Source organism: Acidovorax sp. GW101-3H11 (assembly GCF_001633105.1).
GTDB lineage: Bacteria > Pseudomonadota > Gammaproteobacteria > Burkholderiales > Burkholderiaceae_C > Acidovorax.
In genome coordinates, this window is sequence record NZ_LUKZ01000009.1 from 1,088,670 (window position 1) to 1,112,236 (window position 23,567).

The window sequence follows — 23,567 nt, forward strand, 5'->3', positions numbered from 1 at the left end:
GGCGTGCCGCATTCTTGGTCGCACGGAGCAATCGGGCAAATGACTTATTTCGCTGACTATGATTGATGCTGTCGATTATTTGGGGATGGCCATGGAACTGAGACACCTGCGGTACTTCATCGCCCTGGCAGAGCGGCTGAACTTCACCCACGCTGCCGCGCAAGTGCACGTGACGCAGTCGACGCTGTCGCACCAGATACGCCAGCTCGAGGAGGAGCTGGGCCAGGCTCTCTTCCAGCGAACGAAGCGCAGCGTGGCCCTCACCGCAGCGGGCGAGCTGTTCCTGCCGCGTGCGGTGCACGCGCTGGGAGAACTGGACATCGCCATAGCGTTGCTGAGCCCGGCCTCGCCCGAACTCACCGGCCAACTGCGCGTGGGCACGACGCCGACGTTCGACATCCATGTGATTCCACGCGCCATCACAGCATTCACTGCACGGCACCCGGCCGTGCGGCTGACGGTGGAAGAAGATACGGCCGCCAGCATCTCGCGCAAGGTCTTGCAACGCGAGTTCGACATCGCCATCTCCTACCACCCCGGCGATGAGCCCAAGCTCAGCTTCGAGCCGTTGTGCAACGAAGAACTGGTGCTGCTGGTGGGCGCGAAACATCCCCTGGCCAGCCGCAAGCGCATGAGGATGGTGGAGTTGCACCGGCGCGAGATGATCCTCCCATCATCGCGCTACACCACGCGGCGCATGATTGAAGAGGCATTTGCTGCAGCGGGGGCGACGCCCATTGTGCGCGCTGAGTCTGACTCCATCACAGCCATGCTCGGCACGGTACGCCAGAGTCATCTGGCAACTATTGTGTCGCGCCATGCAGTCCAGGGAGACAGTGGGTTCAAGATCATTGCTCTTGAAAGCCCCACGCCGATGCGCACGCCTGGTCTCGTACGGCTGAAGGGGGCACCCGTGGACCCCGCCCAGGCCACGCTCGCTTCCATCATCCGGGAGGTCACGACGGCTGCCGATTTTCAGCCCCTGCAGCGCAATCGCTAGAGGCACGGCGACCCGTCCCATGAATGCACTCTGCTATCACCGGGAAGGCTCATCTGGCACTCACGGGAGATTCATTCTGAATACCGTTGATCAGTCGCAAACGTCGAGCATTTGTTGGCGTTGTTGACTCTGGGTAAGCCTCAAGAGTGCGGGAAACGAAGCCTCCATGCAATGAAACGCTAACAAGTTGTGAGCTGCCTGCGCCGCCCGCGCGCGATTCCCTCCCCTGAATGGATGGCGCGCGGCAGCTCCTGCGGCGTGGCCTCCCCGCTTCCCTTCCGTTGGACGCGCACGCGCCCACCCAGCGTATCCACCGCCTACATCTGTGGGGTCTCGGCAATTGACCCGCGCGTTGTCAGCACCTTACGTTTTGCTTCATCCGTAGGGTGAGTGTGCCGAATCAGCTCAAGGCCGCGCCCGTGCTGACTCAGCGGCACATTTCTGCGGCTTTTAAGTTGAATGCATCGTGGTAGGCCACCACAGCCGCCGGAATTGCCCCTTCGAAGGCAATGGCCAAAAAGTACTCAGGCGGCACATCGGGCAGCACCAGTGCGCTCTCGGCCTTGAAACCAAAGCGTTGGTAGTAGTGCGGATCTCCCAGGAGCACGCAGCCCGACGCGCCCATCGAACGCAGTTGCGCTATGGCATGGTTCATGAGTTGCACGCCGATCCCCTGCCTCTGCCGCTGCGGCAAGACCGACAACGGCCCCAGGCCGAACCAATCCGCAGGGCCAATGGAGAGCCGTATCGGCGAGATCGCCACATGGCCGACCACCGCTCCATCGTCGTCAGCCACCAGCGACAGCGTGAGTTGCCCCGCATGACGCAGCGCGTTCACAATGAAGTGCTCAGTGTGGCTGGTGTGCTCGGCATCATGGAACGCCGCTATCGTGACGGCCTCGATGGCCGCTACATCGGATGCTGTTTCGTTGCGGATCTTGAGGGTCACGGCGTATCCATCGTATGTTGATTGCTCATGTTCGTGTGCACAGCCGCCCCCTGTGCGGCTCCATAAAACTGTCCTTTTCCAAACTGGAAAGGTATGAACCGCGAGTAGGACGGGCCGGGGTGCGGTGCTCAGAATTCCAAGTTGTCGATCAGCCGCGTGCCGCCCAGGCGCGCCGCGCCCAGAACCACGAGTTGGCCCGGCTGCGGAGCCTCTGCAGGCGGCAGCAAGTCAGCGCGCTGGCGCACGGTTAGGTAGTCGGGCTGCCAGCCCTGCTTGCGCAGGCGCTCCACCGCCTGGGCCTCCAGCGCGGGCAGGCTGGCGCCTAGCTGCAGCGCCGCATCGGCCAGCGCGCGTAGCGCCTGGCTCAGTTGCACGGCCTGGGCACGTTCTGCTTCGTCCAGATAGCCGTTGCGCGAACTCAGCGCCAGACCGTCGCCGGCGCGGCAGGTGTCGCCGGTCACGATGTCGATGGGCAGCGCGAACTGCTCCACCATGCGGCGGATCACCAGGACCTGCTGGTAGTCCTTGCGCCCAAACACGGCCGTGCCCGGGCCGCCGCTGAACACGCAGGCCAGCAGTTTCATCACTACCGTGCACACGCCGGTGAAGAAGCCTGGACGGAAGTGTCCCTCCAGGATGTCAGCCAGTCGCGGATCGGGCTGCACTTTGAAGGTTTGCGGCTGCGGGTATAAGTCTTTTTCGGCAGGCGCGAACAGCACGTCGCAGCCCTCGGCGTGCAGCTTGCCAGCGTCTATTTCCAGCGTTCGCGGGTAGCTGTCGAAGTCCTCGTGCGGCAGGAACTGCAGCCTGTTGACAAAAATGCTGACCACCATGACGCTGCCCAACGGCTTGGCTTGGCGCACCAGGGCCAAGTGGCCGTCGTGCAAGTTGCCCATGGTGGGCACGAAGGCGGGACGGCCGCGACCCGCCAGGGCGTCGCGCAGGTCAGAGATGGTGTGGACGATTTGCATGGGTGGATTCATCAGGCGCGGAGCTAATTGTCGGGGAAGGTGGCCAAGGGCTCAGGCCGCGTCAACGGACTAGCGTTCGACGAGGACGGCGGGGGGCTGGACGGCCCTGCGCGGCAGCTGGGACATCATGCGTTTCGTCGCCGATGGGGCCTTCGATCGGGTGCAGGGCCTGCACGTGAGTTTGGCAAATATGGAATTTTCTCGGAATTCTTCAAGGAAATCATCCGACTTCCTCTCAGAGGCGGACAGACCGCTTGCACGCTGACACGCAACCGACTGTGTGCTCAGCGATCTCTCCCTCTACTTCGCGCTGCAAACAAAATCTTGCGCAGACTCTCAGGATTGGCTCCACCTCGCGCTCGCCCTGCACCGCCAGCGATCCAAGTCTTACTCCGCCCCTTCATGCAATAGATTCGAGGCTGTATCGCCCCGCCTCCCCTACTTACCTTGCAGGAGAATGGGGATGTACCTCTTGCCTACCAAGCTATCAATACGCGGCTATTTCTGCTCCGCGATCCAGTGACGGACATCTTCTGCCCGCCATGCCGTTATGCCGACGGAAATCCGGACAGGCGCAGGGAACAGACCCGCCTTCACCCGCCTCCAGAGCGTTGATTTGGAAAATGGTACGAATCTGAGCAGCAGGCTCTGGCGCACAAAGCCAGTGTGGGGTAGCGTCATGAGATCGGTGTGCTGGCCGGAGCGCACGGGCTTAAGCGAAGAAGTGTCTTGCATGATCATTCCTTTCCCGGATCTATGTCCGAGATCTGAGGGATAACCAGCTCTGTCGCAGCGGTGTTGGTCGAAAGGGTTCCGCTGCCAAGGAACGCAGGACTTACGCATCTTTGCCGACGGTCCGGTCGGGCAAAGAGGGGGAGACGTGGGACGACGCGCGCGCATGCACGAATCGCCAGCACACTTCAGGAAGCCTCCCAAGGCTGTCAGCAGGCAGGTGACGACTGCGACGTGCCCATCTTGCTGGGCGGGCAATGGAAGGCCCGATGAGCATCTCCATTGCTGCCGTCTACTCTACAAGCTTCACGTGCTTGCTGGCGCCCTAGTATGAGCAGTGCGGAGAAAAACCCTCGCAAGCGCTTCCGTTTGTGCATGGCGATGCCTTCTCTCTACTGGGGATCCGCTGTGAGCTCATCGCGCTTTGGGTCTTCCAACCTCCCAGTAGCAGCGCCAGCCCCGGCAAGACCCTCGTGTTCCCTTGGAAACTCAGTCAGGTTGCCGACGTCACCCTGTCCTGCTCCACCGCTAGGCTCTTGTGCATCTGCCATCGTTTCCATGTCGCTGGCTGGGCGACGACTATCTAGTGCATTCATCTCGCGCCGCAACCGCGACGCCAGATTTCGGGCACCGTTCGCGACGTCGCGCACCCTGCGTTTGAGCGCAGCCCGCTCGATGTCGACTGCCTGCGCTGTGATGACCTCATGGATTTCCAGGGTCTGCAGCAAAGGCATCAATTGATCCAACTTGCCCAGGATCTCAAGATACCTGCGACTGCTGGAGGACAGCACGCCCACCTCCAGTTCCAGGGCAACCGTGTCATAGGTAGCGACGCTCGTGATGCCGTTGGCTTTAAACAGAGCCTCGGCCCCGTCAATAGCTTGGTTCAGTTGCTCGGCAACCTTGTCCACCTGTTCTCGGATGAGCGTCTCGACCTTCGCGACGTCTTCATGATTGAGCCGGGTTCGTGAGATCACCGAGATGAAATGGATGCCCAGCTGAAAGGTATTGAAGTACCGGATGAACAGGCGCTTGCCCTCGGCGCTCGCAAAACTGGCCTTGATTTTCAGGCTCGCGGCCTCCACTCGCCGGAAGTCGGCCTTGGTTTCTCGGGCAAGGATGCGGGCATTGACACCCCCCTGGTCGTGCTTGACGAAATCGAGGTCGGCCATAGTCATCTTCTCCTGGTGCAACGAGCTTCGGAGAAATGATCGGCAAGACCTTGGCGCATCGCCACGCGAAACGGCCACGAAGTCAGGCTGCTTTCGGCATCGGGGCGGACTGATGGCGCTTCGGGCATTGACGCATAAGGGTTCGGCCCCTACCGTGGGAGCCATGCAGTAGCTGGCCCTGCACCCCTGGCAAGCCCTGGAGTTCCGTCGGCACGGTCTGAGCACGGCACGCTCGGGATCGCTGTCTCTACGCATGCTTCCCGCCGGCGGCTTTCGAGGCCAGCCCCGGGGGCTCCCACGCCCTCGGCCTGGTGCCGAAAGCTTTCTCCCTGCCGGTCGCTGGCGCACCGGCCCCACGGCGCATCGCGCCGTGTCCAAGCCAGCCTTGGAATCCCTGATCCGCCACACGGATCCGTTCATTCATCCACCCCCTGGGGGCTAACAGCCTCTAGATCGGTGCGTTGGCTCCTGCCGTCATCCCAAGGAGCCAACCATGCTGAGCCCCAGCATCTCATCCGAGATCCGTACTTGCCCGCCGATCGGGATCCTGCCCGAAGGCATGCACGCCGAGCGGACGGCCTTCCAGGTCCTGCTTGAACGGCTGCAGGCTGGAAATGCGCACGTCGTTCCACCCGCGACTGCCGCGGCAATGCTCGATGACCCGGACGACAGGTCCCCCGTCGAATGGAGCGAGGAAGACATCGTGCTGCTGCACTGGCGGCTGCTCAAGGAGATCGGCCGACTGGCAGATCCCGAGACACCGCTCGAAGAGAAGTTCGACACGCTGCGCTGGGTGTTCACCGAGCGCGAGAAGGATCGCAAGCCATTCAGCTTCGTCTCCTGCCTTCGCGTGGTGGGCTGCAGCCCTTTGTCGCCCCTGCCGTATTGCGGCTTGGTCGACGTCGAGGAAGTCCGGGACGTCATCCGCTGTGCCGTGCGCAGCTGGCTTCGCCAAACCCTGATGCGCTACCCGAGCTGGGTGCGTGAGGCCATCGTGGACCACCCCGAATGGATCGAGTCCCGTCTGGCCCGCAACCCTCAGTGGATCAACGAAGCGATCCGGCGCACCGCCCTCGAGGGCGATCTCTTCGCCTGACTGCTCCGGCCTGAAGCCCCAACCCCTGGGGCGCGCCCCGCCCCACCCTGCAACTTGAAAGGAGTCCGCCATGACCGAATGGAAGGACGTTCTCTGCCTCCTGGCGATCTTCGTGGCCTATGGGTTCGCCAGCCACCTGGACTACCAGGATGCCATCGCGATGGAAGAAGCCATGCGCGAGGACACGCCACCTCACTGCTCCGCGCCTGCGGGCGTGGCAGCGGAAGGCAAGCCGCCGCTTGCGGCCGATGCACGGACTGTCCGCCTCGGCGCCACGGCGGCGATTTCCCGTCCGGCCTGTGGGCCGGACAACGAATGAAGGGTCAAACCATGCACTACGCCGCACGCCACCCGAAGCCGTCGGAGGCCTTGCTCCCCGTCAGGGCGCTGGACGACATCGAATACCTCGTCAAGGAAAGCGAAGTCGTGACCGGCCAGGCCGGCAGGGCCTTCGTCATTGCCGGTGCCGACAGGCTGATCTACCGCGTGCACTGGCACCCGCTGGGCTTCAAGGTCGAGCGCCTGGACATGCACGGCGACATCCTGGACAGCCGGCACCTGCTTCCCTCGAGTTTCGAGCAGCACGGCCTGGCCCAGGCACTGGCCTGCGGCCAGCTGTTCACTGCATCGGTGTCCCGCGACATCGATGGCACTGCCTGATTTTCGCCACAGCCAGCGGACCGTCCCGCTGGGGCAGAGTCCTGGCCTCACAGGAGATCTCCATGAAGATCCAAGTACGCATCGAGCAAGAAGGCACCCTGCGCCCCGAGCGCCGCGCCTTCGCCGACCGGTTCACGCCGGCCACCAAAGTGCTGAAGAGCGCCCGGCTAGCAGGCGCGCATCACATCGCGACTGGGCACCCGGCCGAAGAGCGGGAGCAGGACGGAGACCGCCATGCAGAACGCTGAATACGCCGCCCGTGTGGACGCGACCAAACGCCGTGCGCACGGGCGCTGGACCGACATTCTCGGTGCCATGGGGCTGGACGAACGCATGCTCAAACGCAAGCCCATGGCCTGCCCCGTGTGCTGCGACGGAGAGGACCGGTTCCAGTACACCGACAAATTCGGCGAAGGGAACTACCACTGCCGCAAGTGCGGTCCAGGCGGCGGCTTCAAGCTGCTGCAGGCATGCAAGGGAATGGACTTCCACACCGCGCTGTGCGCCGTCGAGAAACTGCTGGGGGTTCTGCCTCCGGCCAGGCCGGCCGATGAGCCGACACCGGACCGGATGAAGAAGCTTGCGCAGCGCATCTGGAACGAGGCGCGGCCCATCACCCTCGGCGACGAGGTGGACCGCTACCTGCGTGGCCGAGGACTCGCGCTCCGTAACTATCCGCCCTCGCTGCGCTTCCACCCCGCGCTGGGCTACTACCAGAAGGAGGGGGCAGCCAAGTCCCGCAAGGTCGCGGAATACCCCGCCATGCTGGCCAGCGTGCAGGACGCGCAGGGCGCGGTGACGCTGCACCGCACCTATCTGCGCGATGGCCGAAAGCTCGATGCGCCGGATGCAAAGAAGGTGCTGAGCAGTGGCTTTGCTGGTGCCGCCGTGCGGCTGGCCGAAGCGACCGAAGACCTCGCGGTCTGCGAAGGTATCGAGACCGGCATCGCGGTGTTCCTGGCGACCGGCAGGCCCGTGTGGTGCGCACTCAGCGCAGGCAACCTCGAAAAGATCTGGATCCCCGAGACAGTCGTCAGCGTGGGCATCTACGGCGACAACGATGCCGACGGCGACTTCACCGGCCAAGCCAGCACCTACGCGCTCGCCCGCCGGCTCATGAGGGAGCCCTGTCACCGCGGTCGCCGCGAAGTGCGCCCGCATCTGCCCCGGCGCATCGGCTCCGACTGGGCCGACGTCTGGCGGCAGCGGCAGGAAGCCCTGCTGTTGCAGGCCGCGTGACCCTTGCTGGGATGGGCATCTCGCCCATCCCGCCTTTTCAACGCAGATTCGCCTCCCGCGCGTCTGCGCTGAAAAGGTTTCTCCCCTGGTCGCTGCCAGACCAGGCCGTTCACGCGGCGAAGGCAGCCTGGGAGTTCTGCGCGCAACCAGATTGCGCGATCGCGGGCCGGCTCACGCCGGTCCTTCATCAGCCCATGCGGGGATGCGCATCCCCGCCGGGGCTCTGCCGTTCCCGCTTCTTTCTTTCCGAAGGAGATTGTCATGAGAAGTGGACGTACCCTGTTGAATCTGGCCCAGGAGCTGGAGCGCCAGCTCGACACCAAGAAGGATCTGGTGGTGTCCTCGCCGCTCGTGCGCCACAGCACTAGCGAAGGCGGTGGAACGACCCTCGTGGTCGAGGAGGCAAGCGGACCGGCGGCATATGGCGTGACATCGCTCGCGCGCCGACAACTCGCCGACAAGCTGAACATCCCGTATGCCTATTTCGAACGCATGCGCGAAAGCCAGCCGGCGCTGCTGGACCGCAACGTCAACACCTGGCTGCAAAGCGAGCCCGACCGGCGCCTGCTGCGCACCCTCGACGGACAGGTGCGCGCCGTGCTGTCCGACCGCTACCGGCGTCTGGACAACTACGACCTGGCCGTGCATGTCCTGCCCATCCTCAAGGGCCTGCCCGACCTCCGGTTCGAGTCCGTGGAGCTGACCGAGACGCGCATGTACATCAAGTGCGTCACGCCGCAGCTGAAGTTCGAGATGGCGCCCGGCGACATCGTGCAGGCAGGCATCGCTATCTCGAATTCCGAGGTGGGCCAGGGCACGCTGTCTGTGCAGCCGCTGCTTTATCGCCTGGTGTGCCGCAACGGCCTCATCGTCGCCGACCGCGCCCTGCGCAAGACGCACGTCGGGCGTTCTCTCGCACAGGACGATGAAGGCGTGACGGTCTACCAGGACGACACCCTGCAGGCCGACGACAAAGCGTTCTTCCTCAAGGTCCGCGACGTCGTGCAGGCAGCGGTGTCGGAAGTGACTTTCCATCAAGCTGCGGCCAAGATGCAAAGGACCATGGGCATCAAGCTCGTCGGCGACCCGGTGCACAGTGTGGAGGTGCTGGCCCAGCGCTATACGCTCAACGAAGCGGAACGGTCAGGGGTGCTGCGCCACCTGGTGGCAGGTGGCGATCTGTCGGGCTACGGCCTGGTGAACGCGGTCACGCATTTCAGCCAGGAAGTCGAGGACTACGACCGGGCCACAGAGTTCGAGGTCCTGGGCGGCAAGCTCATCGAGTTGTCGGCATCCGAGTGGAAGCCGCTGGCCGAAGCCGCCTGAGAAACGTGTCGCGGCTGCAGGAGGGTCAATCCCTCCTGCAGCCCGCCATTGGCACAGAATGGCTTCCTTCAGAACACCTGCACGCTGATCCCGCCATGGACTTTGCCAAGCAGCTTGACGCCGGAACGCGCGGCTGCTGCCGCCCCTTTCCATTCATGATCCCGATAGGCCTTGTTGTCGCACTGAAGCACGATGCTCTTGTCAATTCGCTGCTCCACGCGGCGGATAAGAAGTTCGTCGTCGCGGGTGAATGCGTAGATGCCATTGCCTTCGATACGAGTGATGGCCGTTTTCACGAACACGATGTCCCCGGCCTTCAGGCGTGGTGCCATTTCGTCGCCAGGCACACGGACCGGAATTCCCAGTTCGCCCCTGCGGGCCAGCGAATCGGTGATCGCGCGAATGCAGTTGGCCATCTGGACCATGTGAGCGCAGCGAGCCGGATCGTGCCCTTCGCGATGAAGGGCCCCAATGATCTCGTCCGCGCTGCACCCCAGGCCGATGCACAGCCGAGCAAAGGATTCGAGGTCCGGTAACCCGGGCTCGCGTGCATCAAACCAGCGGCGCACGCTTTGCGCGGCTCGCTGCGTGATGCCGGCCACATAGGACACCTCCTTCGTGGCGGGTATGCCCATGGCGACCAGTCTGGCATGCAGACGATCACGCACACCAGGAACGAGGTCGAGATCGACCTCTGCGGCTTCGCGGCCTATGTGCCCAGCCCTGGCACGCAGGCCACCTTCAAGCCCTTTCATTCGCGGGGTAGGCGCGCGCCTCGTGGGGCAGCGCGCTGCAGTGGTTATGGGTGTCACGCTTGTCTCCTTGCCGATCGCAAATCGCGTGTTGTACTGCTACTTTTGTTACCGGATGTGCGCGAATGCGAAATCAATCTCCAAAGCTGCCATTTGTCGGTGGCAAGTCCTGCGGACTCTCCGCGCGCAGCTTGGGATGCGGGATTTCGCGCAAAGCGCAGCATATGCTGTATCCCCAAAAGCCCCCATCAACTCGCTCCGAGGACGTCGTGAAACATCGTTGAACCACACAACCGGGATATGAGGAACCGATCATGCGCCACCTGCATCTGTCCGATGTGCAATCCACCAACCTGCAATTGCTCCACGTGATCCTCGTGGGTGCGCAGCGAGACCTGGTGGAGACCTGCCGCAAATTCCATCTGCACGCCACCCAGGCCGAGCGCCTGCGTACGATGCAGCCGTCCGAGATCTGGTCTCTCGTGCATGCCGTCGGCGACACATCGCTGTTCGTGCCCAGGAACGACTTTCTCGCATTGGTCGACTCGCCGCCCTCATTGGTCGGCACGCTCGCTGCGGTGCGCCCGCCCTTCCCTCCGTCGCTGGATCCCATCCAGGTGACCCGCTGAATGCCGGGAACAAAAATCGGCCATCGCATGCGGATGCTGGCTTTGGCCCGAGACTGCGCCACGCTGGGAGCACGCATCCGAACCATTCATCACCTCACCGGCCTGCGTCCGCGGGAACTGTTGCACTTGCTTTTCAGCGGCCAGGCACTCCCGCCACGCGGCCGCGCACCGGATTCCCGTGAGTGGTATCACGGTGCGAACCTGCCGCACCGGATCGAAGCGTCCGTCATTGTCGCCAACTTCGGCCGGCTGCGCCAACTGGGGTGCCCTGCGGCCGAAGCCCTCGTGGAGGCGTACCGCTATTACCAGTCGATGCACCGGCAACCGTTGCGCATCAGCTTCGATCGCGCCTTCGACCTTGCTGCCCATACTGAAGGGCTATGGATAGCGAAGGCGGCGAGTTTCCAGCTGGCATCGTGCCCCCGTTGCGGCAGCGAGTTCCTCGACACGCTGGGCGGCATGGATACGGCATCGCGCTCTTGCCCGTTCTGCCAATTGCTGGACCGGCATGGTCGGGATCCGAGATTGACCGCGTCCTATGTCGTGCCACCCCCAATCTCCGCGGACATCATCGTTCACCTCGCTCCAATTCGGGGTGCCGATGGCGAAACCCCCGTCACTCCGGCCCCATTGCCAACGGCCAAGCCATAGCCAACCCTGAACAATGGATCTCCATCCGACCGCACAGGCACGGAGATTCTTCGATGGCTCCAAGCCCTTCGCCACCAGGCACCGCTGCACATTCGTTCTCTTCCTCGGATCCCGGCTTCGAGGCGTTGCCGCTGGTCCCCGTTCTCGCGCTCCACCAAGGACTGCTGGCGCGCATCAAGCTGTGCTTCGGCGCGGACCGCGCCACCTTCGAGCGCGATCTGCTGCCGCTGATCCAAGGCTACGCGCGCTTCGTGCACCTGCTGCCTGCGACCGCCGGCAACTACTTCCATACGCCGGGTGGCCTGCTGCAACTGGGACTGGAGACCGCCTTTTTCAGTCTGCAGGGAACCGATGCGCACATCTTCTCAGGTCGCTCGACGATCTCCGAGCGCCGCGAGCTGGAGCCGCGCTGGCGGATAGCAACCTTCATCGGCGGCCTGTGCTGCGAACTGCATCGGGTACTGTCGCACCTGATCGTGACCACCGCCGACGGCGAGGAATGGCCGGCATTCCTGGGAGGATTGGCGCCGTGGCTCGAATCCCGGGGCGTGGACCGCTACTTCGTGCGTTGGCGCGCAAACGCGCGCGAGTCGCGTGGCCTGGGACTCTTCGCGCTGCCGCATGTCGTTCCGGCCACGGTGCTCCAGATGCTGGGCAGCAGCAACGCCGTCATCGTGCCGCAACTCATGGCCAGCATCGGCGGTATCCCGCAGTACCGCGAACACAACGTGCTCGACGAACTTGTGCGCCGCTCGCTGGCGCTGGTGATCGACCGCAACCTGCTGGCCAGCGCCGACCGCTACGGCAAGCCTCAGTACGGCTCGCACCTCGAGCGCTACCTGGTGGATGCGCTGCGCCGCCTCGCGGCCGGCCACTCGGCCTGGACGGCCAACCGTGACAAAAGCCGCGTCTGGCTGGGGCCGGAAGGGCTCTTCCTGGTCTGGCCCGGCGCGGCCGAAGATGTGCTGGCTCTTCTCGAGAACGACCAACTCGTCGGTATCCCAAAATCTCCGCAGACCCTGTTGGAGCTGCTACTGGAGGCAGGCGTATTTGTGGCAGCCGAAGCGGCGCGACAAACCTGGACGATCCAGCCGCCAGGTGCCAAGGCACCCATGGAGGCCGTCAAGCTCACCAGCTCCGCCATCCTGCTAGCAGGTCTTGAGCCGCCGCCTAGTGCACTGGAGGCCAACCTTATTCCAACACCATCTGACTCAAAGGCGCAGCACAACGCACCGCCGGCTGCAAAGGCCTTGCCAGCGGCCCCGGCCGCGCCCACGGTTGCACCATCTTCAGCATCGGGCGGATCGGCAATGCAGTTGTCGCTGATCGATCCCCCCGCCGAAAGCACGGCACATGATTCCCCTCCAACGATCGCAGGTCCGAACGAAACAGGGACTTCCACGGCGCCGGCCCAACCCTTGGCCCCCCGCCCCTCTGTCAAGTTGCTGGCGCCGCTCAGGCTGAACCCCGCCGTTCGCACAGCGCTTGTCGACATCCTGGCAGCCCTCGACGACGGCACGGAAGCACCGGACATCATCACCGAGGCCGAAGGCTTCTTCATTCCTCTGACGCAATTCGAGCATCGCGGGGTCCAGCCTGGCATCGCGATCCGCGCCCTCGACGATGCCCGGATGATTCTTCGCCCGCCCTCGGGCGGCCCGTCCGCGGTAACCCGCCAGATCCGCGATACCACGGTGCATGGCATCGTCCTCATGTCCACGCACGTCGAAGGCCTCGACCCGCATGCCTTTGCCCTCTCGGGCGCGTCCGAAGCCCCGGGGGCGTCCGCCCTGCGCACGGGGCGCAGGAGCCAATGACATGCTTGTCCGTCGCTACGAGATGCCCTGGCGCACCGCCTTCGAGGCGCACGCCGGCATGTCCTGGCTGGTCGCCGCCTGCTACTTCACGTGCGTGGCCGCTGCGGGAACGCTGCCGCTGCTTCCGTCTCTGGCGATCGCTGGCGCCTGCTCGACCATGGCGTTGCACCGCTTCGGCCAGGCCGTGCGCGTGCTGCGCCTGCGCGGTTCGCTGAGCGGCCGTCGCATCCAGGTCATCGGCCCGCGGCAGCTCGCCCGCCTGAGCGAGGACGCCGCCCAGGTGTTCCTCGGCTTCGGCTTCGAATGGCGTCCGGTGCATGCGCAGCGTCTGTACGAACTCTCGAAAGTGGACTACCGGGAGTTCACCGTCCCGCATTGGCTGCAGCGCCTGCTCGGCCAGGGGCATGCCGCCCAGCCCGACGCCGAGATCGGCCTGCCGTACATCCACGGAGTGGAGCCCGTCGAGCACCCGCTGCATCGGCCACTGCAGAACTTCGAAGGCGGAACCTTGCTGGTGGGCACCACGCAATCCGGCAAGGGCGTGGCGCTGGCCAACCTGATCACCCAGGCCGTGCGCCGCGGCGACGTCGTGATCGTGATCGACCCAAAGAACAGCCGTCGGCTCAAGCGCATCGTCGAGCGCGCCTGCGCGGACTACCGCGAGCCGGACACCTTCATGGAGTTCCACCCCGCCTTCCCCGACCGAGGCGTCCGGCTGGACTTCACGTTCAACTGGCAGAAGCCGACCGAGATCGCGTCGCGCATCCAGTCGATCATGCCGCCCGACACTGCGGGCGCCTTCTCGGCCTTCGGCTGGGATGCGGTGAACGTCGTGGTGCAGGGCCTCGTCGAACTCGAAGAGCGCCCCAACCTCATCAAGCTCACCAAGTACATCGAAGGCGGCATCGAGCCGGTCCTCGAGGCCTCGCTGCGGCGCTTCTACGAGCAGTTGCTCGGCAACGGCTGGCGCGACCAGCCCGAGATGCGCAAGCTGCTGCATGACGCACACAAGGGCAACATGCGCCGCCCTTCGGAAGCGGCCAGCGCCGACCTGATGGCCTTCGTCGCCTACTACGAGCACCACGTGGCCCAGAACCAGCGCAACAAGACGCTCGACGCCCAGGTCCGCACGTTTCGGCACAACAGGGAACACTACCAGAAGATCACGGCCAATCTGCTGCCGATCCTCTCGATGCTCACTTCGGGCGACCTGGGCCGCAGCCTGTCGCCCGACCCGTTCGATGCGGACGACGAACGCCCGATCATGAACTTCGAGAAGATCGAACGCGGCGGCCACGTCCTCTACATGTGTCTGGATTCGCTGCCGGATCCTTCGGTGGCCTCCGCCATCGGCGCGCTGGCCCTGGCCGACCAGGCCGCGCGCGCGGGCATGCGCTACAACCTCGGCACCTACCAGCGCATCTCGCTGTTCGTGGATGAAGTCTCGAACGTCATCAACCAGCCGCTGATCGAGATCCTCAACAAGGGCGCCGAGGGCGGCATCTTCACGACCTGCGCGATGCAGACCCTGGCCGACCTGGCCAAGCGCCTCGGCAGCGAGGACGCTGCGCGCATGGCGGTCGGAAACCTGAACAACCTGATCGCCCTGCGCACCAAAGACCGGCCGACGCAGGACTTCGTCACCGAGACCTTCGGCAAGACCGCCATCCATACGGTGCGCGTCGGCCTGAGCCACGGCGCCGACGCGCACCTGGGAGACTTCTCATCGAGCTATTCGACGCAACTCACAGAGAGCTTCGAGGAGGTGGTGCCCGCCGAGGTACTGGGCAAGCTGCCCAATCTGCAGTACTTCGCATCGGTATCGGGCGGACGCATCATCAAGGGCCGCTTCCCGATCATCGACCCCGATCTTGACGCCGACGTTCATACTGAAGAGGTCGCGGCATGATCCGTGCCGTCGCAGTCGTCTCCCTGGTAATGCTGCTCGTGCTGGTGCTCTACGTACCCTCGGCGCATCCGCCGGTGCGCTTCCTGGGGCAGCTGCGCAGCGAGCACGAAGCGGCCGTCGCGTTCTGGGGACCGCAGCCGGCCCATCGGATGCTGGATCGCGCAATGCGCCTGCAGTCGGATGCGGCGCAAGCCAGTCCGCTGCCAGCGGCCCGCGACATGCCCCGAACGCCCGGCATCAACGGCGCGGTGGCGGTCGAGATGGCCACGGTCAACCAGCGCCTGTTCGACAACCCTTACTTCCGTTCGGTGGACGCCCTGCTCATGCTCGCGAGCTATCGCCTGTCGAGCCTGCTCGAATGGCTGCCCTGGCTGCTCCCCCTGGTGCTGGTCGCGGCCACCGACGGCGCGCTGGTGCGCGTCATCCGGTCCAAGGAATTCCTGCAGCACGACCCCGAGATGTTCGCCGTGTGGTGCTCGCTGCTGATCATCACCGCCTGCTCCACCATCGTCGCCTTCGTGTTGCCGGTGCACCTGCATCCGGCATCGTTGGCCGGGTTTCCCATCGCAATGGCCGTGCTGCTCGGCCGCGCCATCGCTCATTTCCACCGACGCGCCTGAGCCGGGGGAACCCGCTACAACTCCGCCTCTGCCATCAGTTCGGTGACCGTCATGTCCATCGCGCGCGCAATGCGAACGATGGAGACGAGGCCGGGATTCTGGACTCCGCGCTCGATGCTGCTCATGTAGGAACGGTCCACGGCGCTGACGTGCGCGAGATCCTCCTGGGAGATGCCTCGCGCGCGCCGGCTTCGGCGAATGGCATCGCCCAGTGCAGTGAGCACAGGGTCGTGGGCGTGCCGTGGCGAGGAAATAGGCATTCCCGCATAGTGGATTTATGATGGCAATCGCACCACGGACGATCACCCACAGAATTTTCAGCAGATCTTCCTGGCGCATGGGTTTCATCCTCGAACCACACCACCCTTGCGAAGGCCCAAGCATGAACACTGCCGGCATCGGCCGCCTACGGGAACTGGCCGAAACCATTGCCGTCGTTTCGCTATCGCACCTGTTGCCCACTACACGCGCGAAACTGCAGACCAACGCGCTTTCCGTGAACGCCTATCCCACCGAATTCGGCGGACTGGTCCATGTAGGCACTGCGCCGCACCGTGCGCCGGTCGAGCACGACCTGGCCCTGATCAGCGAATTGGCGGCGCAGGCGGGAGTCGAATGGCTGCTCTTCGATGCCGAGGCCCCAACCCTCGACGAGCTTCCGCTGTACGCGCCGCAACTGCCCGAAGCCTGACGCGCGCGGAGCCTCGCGTGCCGGACACCATCCGCCTTCACGCCCCGGCCTGTCCGGGCGCCTTGGGACGCTGATCGCGAAACACCCCTCAGAAGAGCGGCATTGCGAGGCGACGTTCGCGCCGCCCGCTCATACCCTACGTCCATGCGCTCATGAGCGTGTTCATTGCACTCCGGGACACGAGGACCGACGCCATGCTGACTGCCATGCCGAACATTCACCTTCCAGACCTGCCATCCGCGGGCGGGATTGACGCCACCGACGTGGTCGAAACCCGCCTGTGGACGGAAGAACACAACTGGCTGTATGCGCTGCTGCGCAGCGGCGACAACGTATCGCCCACGTTCCGCATCCCGGATCTGCTCAGTGCCTGCGTGGCCATCGTCTTCACCCGCGGCGACGCCGCCGAGCGCATTTTCGGATTTCTCGGAACGGATCTGGTCATGCGCTCGCCGACCACGCCGCGCCGACGCGAATCACTGTGGCGATCCCAGTACGAGTTGCTCCATAACCTGCAATGTTCCCCGGTGAACAGGCATCCGAACCCCAAGTTCGGACTCGACCAGATCACCACCGCCTGCGTAGCCCTGTGCCAGCAGGACGATCCATCCGGCGCGGCCGTACTCGGCCAGGCGCGCCGCAACATGGTGGAGCGCCATCTGGTCCAACGCGCGCCGCAACAGCGGCGCTGACCCTGCGGCGTCACGCCGCCCACCCGCACCGACCCGAACGGGCCACGGCTCCCGCCAGCCGCCTCCACGGCCCCACCCGCACTAGACCCTGACCGGCACTGCCGGTCCCCACCCCGCGCCCGCCCTGCGCTCGTCCAGTGGCGGATTGGTCCTGAACACCTTCGGGGGGCTTCGATGCGTCCGGTTGTCGTTTTCGTGTGGTCGATCACGTGTGCCATGCCGGTGCTGGCGACACCGTGCTGGGACACCGCGGCCCAGCGCTACGGCGTGGCGCCGGAGTTGCTCTATGCCATTGCACGCACCGAGTCGAACCTGAACCCGAAGGCGGTGAACCGCGCACATGCGCAACGCACCGGCAGCTACGACATCGGACTGATGCAGATCAACAGCCGGCACCTGCCCAAGCTCGCCGGCTTCGGCATCCGCGAGGCCGATCTCTACGACCCCTGCATCAACCTGCAGGTGGGCGCCTGGCTCATGGCTGACAGCTTCGCCCGCCACGGCATCACCTGGAATGCCGTGGGTGCCTACAACGCCGCTTGCAGCCAGCTCAAGGGCGAGGCCTGCACCAAGGCGCGCGCCACCTACGCCTGGAAGGTGTACCGGCACCTGCCGGCGGTACGTCAGAACCGCACGCCGCTGGCCGCCTGGCCGACCGCCACCACGGTTCCGTCGCAGCGCCGCGACCTGCACGTGAGGGTCGCGCCATGACGCGCAGGACGCACATGCCAGCGTGGCGCCCCAGCGCCGCAGCGTCATGCCTGGCCATCGCGGCGTGCGCGGCGACACCGCCCGCGCCGGTCGCTCCGCCCGCACCGGCAACGCCCATCGCACGGGCACAGCTGGCGCAGCGGGGACATGGCGACGGAGCGGCATTCGCACTGTGCCGCGGCGACGCCTGCCCGCAGCGCACGCCCAAGACCCTGGCACCGGCCGCTGTGCAATCCACAGCCCCGGCCGCGTCGGCAACGCCCGCCTTGCCGAGAAGTGCCGACGTCGAGCTCGAAGAGAGTACTCCGCCGCCCATCGCTTCGGTCCCCGCCAAGGCACCAGAGCCGCCGGCCTTCGAGCAGGTCTCCGTGCACTTCCCGTTCGCAAGCGCGCAGCTGGGGCCGAGCGCCCGCGCGGCGCTGCGCGAGGTAGCGCCGCGGCTGGCCCAGGCGAGCGAGATCACGCTCAGCGGCCGTACCGACAGCACCGGCCCTGCGGCCACGAACGACGGCCTCGCCAAGGCCCGCGCTCAGGCGGTACTGCGCCAACTTCTGGCTCTGTCGCCCGCCATCGCGCCGCGCGTGAGCGTCGACGCGCAAGGCGCGTGCTGTTACGCCGAATCCAACGACAGCCCGGCCGGCCGGGCGAACAACCGCCGCGTCGAGATCCGCTACCGCATCGACGGCCACGACCCGCCCTGAGCGGCAGACAGCCTTCACCAGCACTGGACCCCGGTCCGCCACCCCGCCCACGCGCCAACCCGTACCGACACCCGATCCCACCCGTCGTCTCGTCCTTTTCGCTGGAGCACTTTCATGAGCACTGCCATCCTGTCCACTCCCATCCCGGCCGCTCTGCGCTCGCCCACGCGCAAGCTCGCCGGCTTCCTCTGCCTGATGGTCATCGCCTTCGTTGGCCTGGCCCTCGCCTTCCCGAGCCACGCACTGGACCTCGTGGCCTTCACGGGCATCACCGGTCCGTTGACCTCGGCACTCACGCAAATCGCCGATCTGGGGCCCGGCATCAAGGCCCTGGTCGGCTTCGTCGGCTTCGTCGTCGCGCTCATCTCGCTGTCCGCGCTGCGCAATTTCGGGCCCGTGCTTTTTTATGTCGGCCTGGCCATTTTTGCGGCGGTGGGCTTGGTGATCGCCGGCGCGATCATGGGCGCGGTCGTCTGAGCCCCGGCGCGTCGAAATCCCGGAGGCCCACATGCAAGCGGACACCTACATCCCGCGGCGTCTGGACGATCAATGGAAGATCGGCTTCTGGGACGTCGACGTCGCCGCGCCCATCGTCCTGGCGTTCTTCATCGGCTACCTGTCCTCGAGCAAGGCGGCATTCGCAGCCTGCATGGCCGCAGGCATCGCCGTCTCGCGCTGGATCTCGCGCCTGAAGGCGGACAAGCACCCCGCCTTCGCGCTGCACTGGCTCTACTGGCATTTGCCGACGAACCCCGCGACGTCGATGCGCGCGACGCCGCCGTCGCACATCCGCCGCATGGTGGGCTGAGCCGGAGCACCGCCATGGACTTCGACCGACTCAGCGGCGACCTCAAGGACCTGCGCCGGCGCAACCGCGGCCTTGCCCTGGCCGTCGGGGCGCTGGCCACGGGCGTGGTGCTCGCGCTCATCGTCATCCTCAACCTGTTGGGCACGGTGCGCACGGTGATCGTGCCGCCATCGCTCAACAAGACCTTCTGGGTCAGCGGCGACAAGGCATCGAGCGAGTACCTGGAGCAGATGGGCAGCTTCGTTGCCTGGCTGATCCTGGATGTCACTCCCAGCACGATCGACTGGAAGAAGGACATCCTGCTCGGCTACGTCGATCCGGCCCAGTACGGCGCGCTCAAGACGCGCCAGGAAGTAGAGGCCGAGCGCCTCAAGCGCATCAACGCCACCACGGCCTTCGCGCCGCAGCAGCTCGTGTCCAGCGAGGACACGCAGTCCCTGGTCGTGCGGGGACGCCTGCGCACCCTCGTCAACGGCTACGAGACCGCGAACGACCTCAAAGCCTACCGCATCGACTTCGGCCACGCCGGAGCCCGCATGCACGTCATCGGATTCAAGGAGGTGCCCTATGCGGTCAAGTGACATCGCATGCACGCCGCCACGCCTGGTCGGCCCCGCGCCCACCGGACCCCGGCCCGCCCCGACCAGGCTCGCGAAACTGCCTCCCTTGCACAGCGCACCGTCGCGCCAGCGCTGGGATAGCCTGTCCCCGGCGGCACGCCGCATCCTCGCCGTCACGGCCCTGTCCTTCGGCCTGCAGGCGCATGCGCTGCAGGTCGTGGAGGCCAGTGACGGTGTGGCCGTCGAGGCCATCGCTTCCCTGAAAGAGCCCACGCGCATCCGCATCGAGGGCACGCCGATCACGGACGTGTTCGGCAACATCTATTCGAGCCATTGCGGCGGCTCCCCCTTGCCGGCCGCTGCGGCATCCCCCGGGGTGCCCTCCACCACGCCCGGCCCGGCCACGCCGGCCGCCCTGACGTCCCCCGCGGTCAACCCGGCCGGCGACGTCATCGTCGAGTGCGACCGCGACAAGGGCGAGGTCTACATCCGCCCGGTCGGCGATGCGACGCGGCCGATCAACCTTTTCGTGTCTTCGGCCAGCGCCACCTACACGCTTCTGCTGCGGCGCTCCGACACGCCGGCCGACACCATCGTCATCCGCGACAAGACGCCGCGCGCGCTACGCCCGGCCACGCCCGACGCGGCGCCCTCCGGCCCGGCCCCCAGCCATGTGCGCACGATGAAGGCGCTGCTGGTGGCGATGGCCTCGGATCGCGTGCCGCCGGATGTCCGGGTCGAAGAAACATCGCGTTCCATCCAGCTTTGGGCCGAGGCGCGCTTCACGCTGCTGCGCCTGTACGAGGGCCGCGGACTCACCGGCGAAAAATACACGCTGCAGAACGTCGGCACGGCCCCGATGGTGCTCGCCGAGCAGGAGTTCGACCGTCCGGACAGCCGTGCCGGCGGCGCGGTCGCCGGTATCGCGATCGAGCACCACAACCTGCGTCCGGGCGAGACCACCAGCATCTACGTGATCCGGCGGGGAGGCACGCGATGAGCACGCCCTCCATGCCACCGGGCGGGCGCCCGCCCGGCTATGCCGTGCGCGGGCTGCTGGATCGCCTCTCGCCGCGCCAGCGTCAGTACGCCCTGCTGGCCGCCATCCTGGGCGGCGGCATCGGCCTGCTGTGGCTGATCTTCAGCTTCTCCGCCACGAACCACCAGCCGCACGGGCGGGCCGCCCCAACGCAGCCCGGCGACGTCACCAACATCGGCGTCCTGCCGCCCGGCGGCCAGGTGAATCCGGTGGACCAGTGGGTCGGTACCGCGGGCCGAAAGCTGGCCCAGTACGAAACCGAGCGCGAGGAACAGAGCCGGCTCAACAAGGAGCGGCAGGCCTTCGAGGGAAGAACGATGCAGCGTTTCGCCGAACTGGAGCAACGCCTGACCGCGAGCCAGCAGGCAGCCGCGCCGAAGCCCGCCGCACCGCCGCCACCGACCCCCACAGCCCCGGACCCGAGCCCCACGGCCATGCCGCCCGCGGCCAGCCTGCCGCCAGCGCCGCCGCCCACCGCCAGCGGCTTGGGTGCGATACCGGCCGGACCGCCCCACCTGCAGCCGCCCGCACCGCCAGCACCGCCGACGCCCGTGATCTCCCGGATAACACTGGCAGAGCGCGCCCGCCCGCCCGCCGGTGGCGATGGCACCGCCGCGCGAGACGGCCCACCTGCGTCGGCCACCACGCCCAAGACGGTCTCGACCTTCCTGCCCGTCAGCTTCACGCGCGGCATCCTGCTCGGCGGCCTGGACGCCCCCACTGGCGGGCAGTCGCAATCGAATCCGCACCCGGTGCTGATCCGGCTCTCCGACAACAGCGTCCTGCCCAACCAGTTCCGCGGCGAGTACCGCGAGTGCTTCATCATCGCGGCCGGCTACGGCGATATCAGCTCCGAGCGCGCCTACCTGCGCACCGAGAACCTGTCGTGCGTGCGCGCCGACGGCGCGACGCTCGAAGTGCGCATCCAGGGCAGCGTCTACGGCGAGGACGGCAAAGTCGGGATGCGCGGCAGGCTGGTGACCAAACAGGGGCAGATGCTGGCGAATGCGCTCCTGGCCGGGGTGGTCAGCGGCATCGGGCAGGGTCTGTCTACCGCCAACACCACCTACAGCACCTCGGCCCTCGGGACCATCGCGAGCGCGGACGGCAATGCCGACGCCTACCGGGCGGGCCTCGGGCAAGGCGTGGGCAAGGCCCTGGACCGCCTGGCCCAGTACTACATCAAGCTGGCCGAGAACACCTTTCCGGTCATCGAGGTCGACGCCGGCCGGCAGATCGACGTGGTGATCACCAAGGGCGTGCGCATCGACGTGCCGATGACCGCCATGGCCGGGCAGGCCACCCGCCGCTCCCCTTCCCCCGAAACCCGCTACCTGGAGGCCACCGATGATGGCAACTACTGACCCCGTGCGCGCGCGGCGCCCTCGTTTCGCCGCAAGGCTTCTCCCTGCGGCGCTGTGCGCGGTGCTGCTGGCCGCCGCCACCCCCGGCCAAGCCACGACGCCCGACGAAACCCGCCTGCTCGGCGCGCTGCGCATGGCCCATCCCGGCACCCAGTTCACCGAGGTGGCACGCACCGAGGTCGAGGGCCTCTACGAGGTCTGGATGAACGGCAACGTGGCCTACGTCACGGCCGCCAACCCGCGCTTCTTCGTGTTCGGCCGCCTCTTCGACACGGCCAGCATGCGCGACATCACGGGCCCCAGGATCGCACAGCGCAGCGCTGCCCAAGGTGCTCAACTCCAGTCGGAGTCGACGTCGGCAGCACCCGTCTCGATCGACCAGTTGCCGCTGAACGACGCGATCAAGACCGTGCGCGGCAATGGCCAGCGCAAGGTCGCGGTCTTCAGCGATCCGAACTGCATCTACTGCAAGCAGCTGGAGCCCGAGCTCGCTGGCATCGACAACGTCACTGTCTACACCTTCCTCGTGCCCTTCCAGGGCGAGGCCCGGCCGGTCGCGATCTGGTGCTCCGCCGACCGCGAGCGCGCCTGGCGGCAATGGATGCTGCAAGCGGACGCGAGTCTGCAGCAGCCGACTGCAAGCTGCGAGCACCCGATCGCGCGCAACCTCGAACTGGCACGCAGGCTCGGGGTGCAGGGAACACCCACGCTGATCTGGGCCGACGGCACGCGCACCGACGGCTACGTCGGCCGCCAGGTGCTGGAGGCCCGGCTCGCCGAAGCCGCCAAGTCCGCATCCAAGCCGGCCAGCACGGGGAAACGGCCATGAGCACGACAACGCTGCGCCTCTGCGCCATGGCCCTGCTCTTGCCGCTGGCCGCCTGCGTCAACATGTCTGGGCTCAGCGGCGGGTCCAAATACGCCTGCGCGGCGCCCGAGGGCGTGGCCTGCGACTCGGTGTCGGGCACCTACGCCAACGCGCTGCACGAGAACCTTCCCAGCCAGCGGACGTCGGGCACCGCCGCGGGCGATGCAGCGGCGCCGTCGAGGAGCGCGGTGCCCGTCGCACCGGCCCCGGCCCGTCAGCCGCTCGCGGCTCCCACAGCCGCGAATGCGTTGGCCGGCACCGGCGACGCGCCCGCCCTGGCGCTGCGCTCCCAGGCCCGTGTCCTGCGGCTGTGGACCAAGCCCTGGGAGGACGCCGACGGCGACCTGTGGGACCAGGGCTACGTCTACGTCCAGGTGGACACCGGGCGCTGGCAGATCGACCACGTCCGCCAGCGCATCCGCGACCAGTACGCGCCGCTGCGCCCACCGCCCGCGGCCCCCTCCCCCGCCCCATCCTCGTCCGGCCAGGCACCCACCGAGACCGACGCGCCCGCCCCCTCCGAGGGCGCGGTGCAGCGGCCCACGTCCCTCAATCCCTTCCCTTCGCTCAGTCGGCCCCCGGCGGGCCTGGGCACCCATCCGCAGTGAGG

Annotated in this window: 29 protein-coding genes; 23 read left to right on the forward strand and 6 right to left on the reverse strand. The window is 66.2% G+C overall.

The features are described 5' to 3' along the window. Positions 1–58: 58 nt before the first annotated feature. On the forward strand, positions 59–1,000 hold the full coding sequence (locus A1D30_RS10975; RefSeq protein ID WP_199865952.1) for a LysR substrate-binding domain-containing protein: 942 nt from the start codon (positions 59–61) through the stop codon (positions 998–1,000). 427 nt (positions 1,001–1,427) lie between these two features. On the opposite strand, the gene A1D30_RS10980 is transcribed toward A1D30_RS10975, so the two are convergent. The 4 genes from A1D30_RS10980 to A1D30_RS10995 form a co-directional block, all read right to left on the reverse strand. Beyond that, positions 1,428–1,949: an N-acetyltransferase gene (locus A1D30_RS10980; protein ID WP_016448277.1), complete on the reverse strand. Its 522-nt coding sequence runs from the start codon at positions 1,947–1,949 to the stop codon at positions 1,428–1,430. A gap of 128 nt (positions 1,950–2,077) precedes the next feature. Then, positions 2,078–2,920 (reverse strand): pantoate--beta-alanine ligase, encoded by an 843-nt coding sequence (gene panC / locus A1D30_RS10985; protein WP_063460686.1) that lies wholly within the window; start codon positions 2,918–2,920, stop codon positions 2,078–2,080. Positions 2,921–3,418: 498 nt separating this feature from the next. Beyond that, entirely contained in the window at positions 3,419–3,655 is a 237-nt protein-coding gene (locus A1D30_RS10990) for an AlpA family phage regulatory protein (protein ID WP_016448279.1), read from the reverse strand. Between the two features lie 389 nt (positions 3,656–4,044). Continuing rightward, on the reverse strand, positions 4,045–4,824 hold the full coding sequence (locus A1D30_RS10995; RefSeq protein WP_016448280.1) for a hypothetical protein: 780 nt from the start codon (positions 4,822–4,824) through the stop codon (positions 4,045–4,047). Positions 4,825–5,317: 493 nt separating this feature from the next. Here A1D30_RS10995 and A1D30_RS11000 point away from each other — a divergent pair, with 493 nt between their 5' ends. The 6 genes from A1D30_RS11000 (at position 5,318) to A1D30_RS11025 (ending at position 9,145) form a co-directional block, all read left to right on the forward strand. Continuing rightward, positions 5,318–5,920: a hypothetical protein gene (locus A1D30_RS11000; protein ID WP_016448281.1), complete on the forward strand. Its 603-nt coding sequence runs from the start codon at positions 5,318–5,320 to the stop codon at positions 5,918–5,920. 70 nt (positions 5,921–5,990) lie between these two features. Continuing rightward, positions 5,991–6,239 carry a hypothetical protein gene (locus A1D30_RS11005; protein WP_016448282.1) on the forward strand — a complete coding sequence of 83 codons (249 nt, stop codon included), beginning with the start codon at positions 5,991–5,993 and terminating at the stop codon, positions 6,237–6,239. A gap of 11 nt (positions 6,240–6,250) precedes the next feature. Then, entirely contained in the window at positions 6,251–6,580 is a 330-nt protein-coding gene (locus A1D30_RS11010; RefSeq protein WP_016448283.1) for a hypothetical protein, read from the forward strand. A 62-nt stretch (positions 6,581–6,642) separates the two neighbouring features. Then, the gene (locus tag A1D30_RS11015; RefSeq protein ID WP_016448284.1) at positions 6,643–6,828 is read left to right on the forward strand and encodes a hypothetical protein; all 186 of its coding nucleotides are present in this window, start codon (positions 6,643–6,645) and stop codon (positions 6,826–6,828) included. Beyond that, positions 6,815–7,819, forward strand: a complete 1,005-nt coding sequence (locus A1D30_RS11020; protein WP_016448285.1) for a toprim domain-containing protein — start codon at positions 6,815–6,817, stop codon at positions 7,817–7,819. Before A1D30_RS11015 ends, A1D30_RS11020 begins: the two co-directional genes overlap by 14 nt. A gap of 261 nt (positions 7,820–8,080) precedes the next feature. After that, the gene (locus A1D30_RS11025; protein WP_016448286.1) at positions 8,081–9,145 is read left to right on the forward strand and encodes a DUF932 domain-containing protein; all 1,065 of its coding nucleotides are present in this window, start codon (positions 8,081–8,083) and stop codon (positions 9,143–9,145) included. 68 nt (positions 9,146–9,213) lie between these two features. Here the strand turns inward: A1D30_RS11025 and A1D30_RS11030 are convergent, their stop codons facing one another. Further along, positions 9,214–9,900, reverse strand: a complete 687-nt coding sequence (locus A1D30_RS11030) for a S24 family peptidase (RefSeq protein ID WP_227468464.1) — start codon at positions 9,898–9,900, stop codon at positions 9,214–9,216. A gap of 311 nt (positions 9,901–10,211) precedes the next feature. Here A1D30_RS11030 and A1D30_RS11035 point away from each other — a divergent pair, with 311 nt between their 5' ends. The 5 genes from A1D30_RS11035 to A1D30_RS11055 are packed head-to-tail and all read left to right on the forward strand — an operon-like array spanning position 10,212 to position 15,523. Next, entirely contained in the window at positions 10,212–10,526 is a 315-nt protein-coding gene (locus tag A1D30_RS11035) for a hypothetical protein (RefSeq protein ID WP_016448288.1), read from the forward strand. After that, complete coding sequence (locus A1D30_RS11040) at positions 10,527–11,177, forward strand: FlhC family transcriptional regulator (RefSeq protein WP_016448289.1); 651 nt, start codon at positions 10,527–10,529, stop codon at positions 11,175–11,177. Between the two features lie 53 nt (positions 11,178–11,230). After that, positions 11,231–12,994 (forward strand): MobH family relaxase, encoded by a 1,764-nt coding sequence (mobH, locus tag A1D30_RS11045; RefSeq protein WP_063460687.1) that lies wholly within the window; start codon positions 11,231–11,233, stop codon positions 12,992–12,994. 1 nt (position 12,995) lies between these two features. Then, positions 12,996–14,903 carry a conjugative transfer system coupling protein TraD gene (gene traD / locus A1D30_RS11050; protein WP_063460688.1) on the forward strand — a complete coding sequence of 636 codons (1,908 nt, stop codon included), beginning with the start codon at positions 12,996–12,998 and terminating at the stop codon, positions 14,901–14,903. Continuing rightward, the gene (locus A1D30_RS11055; RefSeq protein ID WP_016448292.1) at positions 14,900–15,523 is read left to right on the forward strand and encodes a DUF4400 domain-containing protein; all 624 of its coding nucleotides are present in this window, start codon (positions 14,900–14,902) and stop codon (positions 15,521–15,523) included. The genes traD and A1D30_RS11055 overlap by 4 nt, the downstream gene beginning before the upstream one ends. Before the next feature lie 14 nt (positions 15,524–15,537). Here the strand turns inward: A1D30_RS11055 and A1D30_RS11060 are convergent, their stop codons facing one another. Further along, the gene (locus A1D30_RS11060) at positions 15,538–15,783 is read right to left on the reverse strand and encodes a helix-turn-helix transcriptional regulator (protein WP_013722342.1); all 246 of its coding nucleotides are present in this window, start codon (positions 15,781–15,783) and stop codon (positions 15,538–15,540) included. 122 nt (positions 15,784–15,905) lie between these two features. Here A1D30_RS11060 and A1D30_RS11065 point away from each other — a divergent pair, with 122 nt between their 5' ends. The 11 genes from A1D30_RS11065 (at position 15,906) to A1D30_RS11115 (ending at position 23,565) form a co-directional block, all read left to right on the forward strand. Continuing rightward, positions 15,906–16,214: a hypothetical protein gene (locus A1D30_RS11065; RefSeq protein ID WP_016448293.1), complete on the forward strand. Its 309-nt coding sequence runs from the start codon at positions 15,906–15,908 to the stop codon at positions 16,212–16,214. Positions 16,215–16,408: 194 nt separating this feature from the next. Next, a complete protein-coding gene (locus A1D30_RS11070; RefSeq protein WP_063460933.1) occupies positions 16,409–16,906 on the forward strand; it encodes a hypothetical protein in 498 nt (165 codons plus the stop codon). Positions 16,907–17,080: 174 nt separating this feature from the next. Continuing rightward, on the forward strand, positions 17,081–17,617 hold the full coding sequence (locus A1D30_RS11075; protein ID WP_034399492.1) for a lytic transglycosylase domain-containing protein: 537 nt from the start codon (positions 17,081–17,083) through the stop codon (positions 17,615–17,617). A 227-nt stretch (positions 17,618–17,844) separates the two neighbouring features. After that, positions 17,845–18,318, forward strand: coding sequence for an OmpA family protein (locus tag A1D30_RS11080; RefSeq protein WP_227468465.1), 474 nt, complete (start codon positions 17,845–17,847; stop codon positions 18,316–18,318). A 114-nt stretch (positions 18,319–18,432) separates the two neighbouring features. Continuing rightward, positions 18,433–18,795, forward strand: a complete 363-nt coding sequence (locus tag A1D30_RS11085; protein ID WP_016448297.1) for a hypothetical protein — start codon at positions 18,433–18,435, stop codon at positions 18,793–18,795. A 31-nt stretch (positions 18,796–18,826) separates the two neighbouring features. Further along, the gene (gene traL, locus A1D30_RS11090) at positions 18,827–19,126 is read left to right on the forward strand and encodes a type IV conjugative transfer system protein TraL (RefSeq protein WP_013722348.1); all 300 of its coding nucleotides are present in this window, start codon (positions 18,827–18,829) and stop codon (positions 19,124–19,126) included. Positions 19,127–19,140: 14 nt separating this feature from the next. Beyond that, positions 19,141–19,707 carry a type IV conjugative transfer system protein TraE gene (gene traE, locus A1D30_RS11095; protein ID WP_013722349.1) on the forward strand — a complete coding sequence of 189 codons (567 nt, stop codon included), beginning with the start codon at positions 19,141–19,143 and terminating at the stop codon, positions 19,705–19,707. 85 nt (positions 19,708–19,792) lie between these two features. Beyond that, entirely contained in the window at positions 19,793–20,686 is an 894-nt protein-coding gene (locus A1D30_RS11100) for a type-F conjugative transfer system secretin TraK (RefSeq protein ID WP_227468466.1), read from the forward strand. Continuing rightward, entirely contained in the window at positions 20,683–22,089 is a 1,407-nt protein-coding gene (locus A1D30_RS11105; RefSeq protein WP_016448299.1) for a TraB/VirB10 family protein, read from the forward strand. The genes A1D30_RS11100 and A1D30_RS11105 overlap by 4 nt, the downstream gene beginning before the upstream one ends. Continuing rightward, entirely contained in the window at positions 22,073–22,918 is an 846-nt protein-coding gene (locus tag A1D30_RS11110; RefSeq protein WP_016448300.1) for a DsbC family protein, read from the forward strand. The genes A1D30_RS11105 and A1D30_RS11110 overlap by 17 nt, the downstream gene beginning before the upstream one ends. After that, positions 22,915–23,565 carry a TraV family lipoprotein gene (locus A1D30_RS11115; protein ID WP_016448301.1) on the forward strand — a complete coding sequence of 217 codons (651 nt, stop codon included), beginning with the start codon at positions 22,915–22,917 and terminating at the stop codon, positions 23,563–23,565. The genes A1D30_RS11110 and A1D30_RS11115 overlap by 4 nt, the downstream gene beginning before the upstream one ends. Positions 23,566–23,567: the final 2 nt, after the last annotated feature.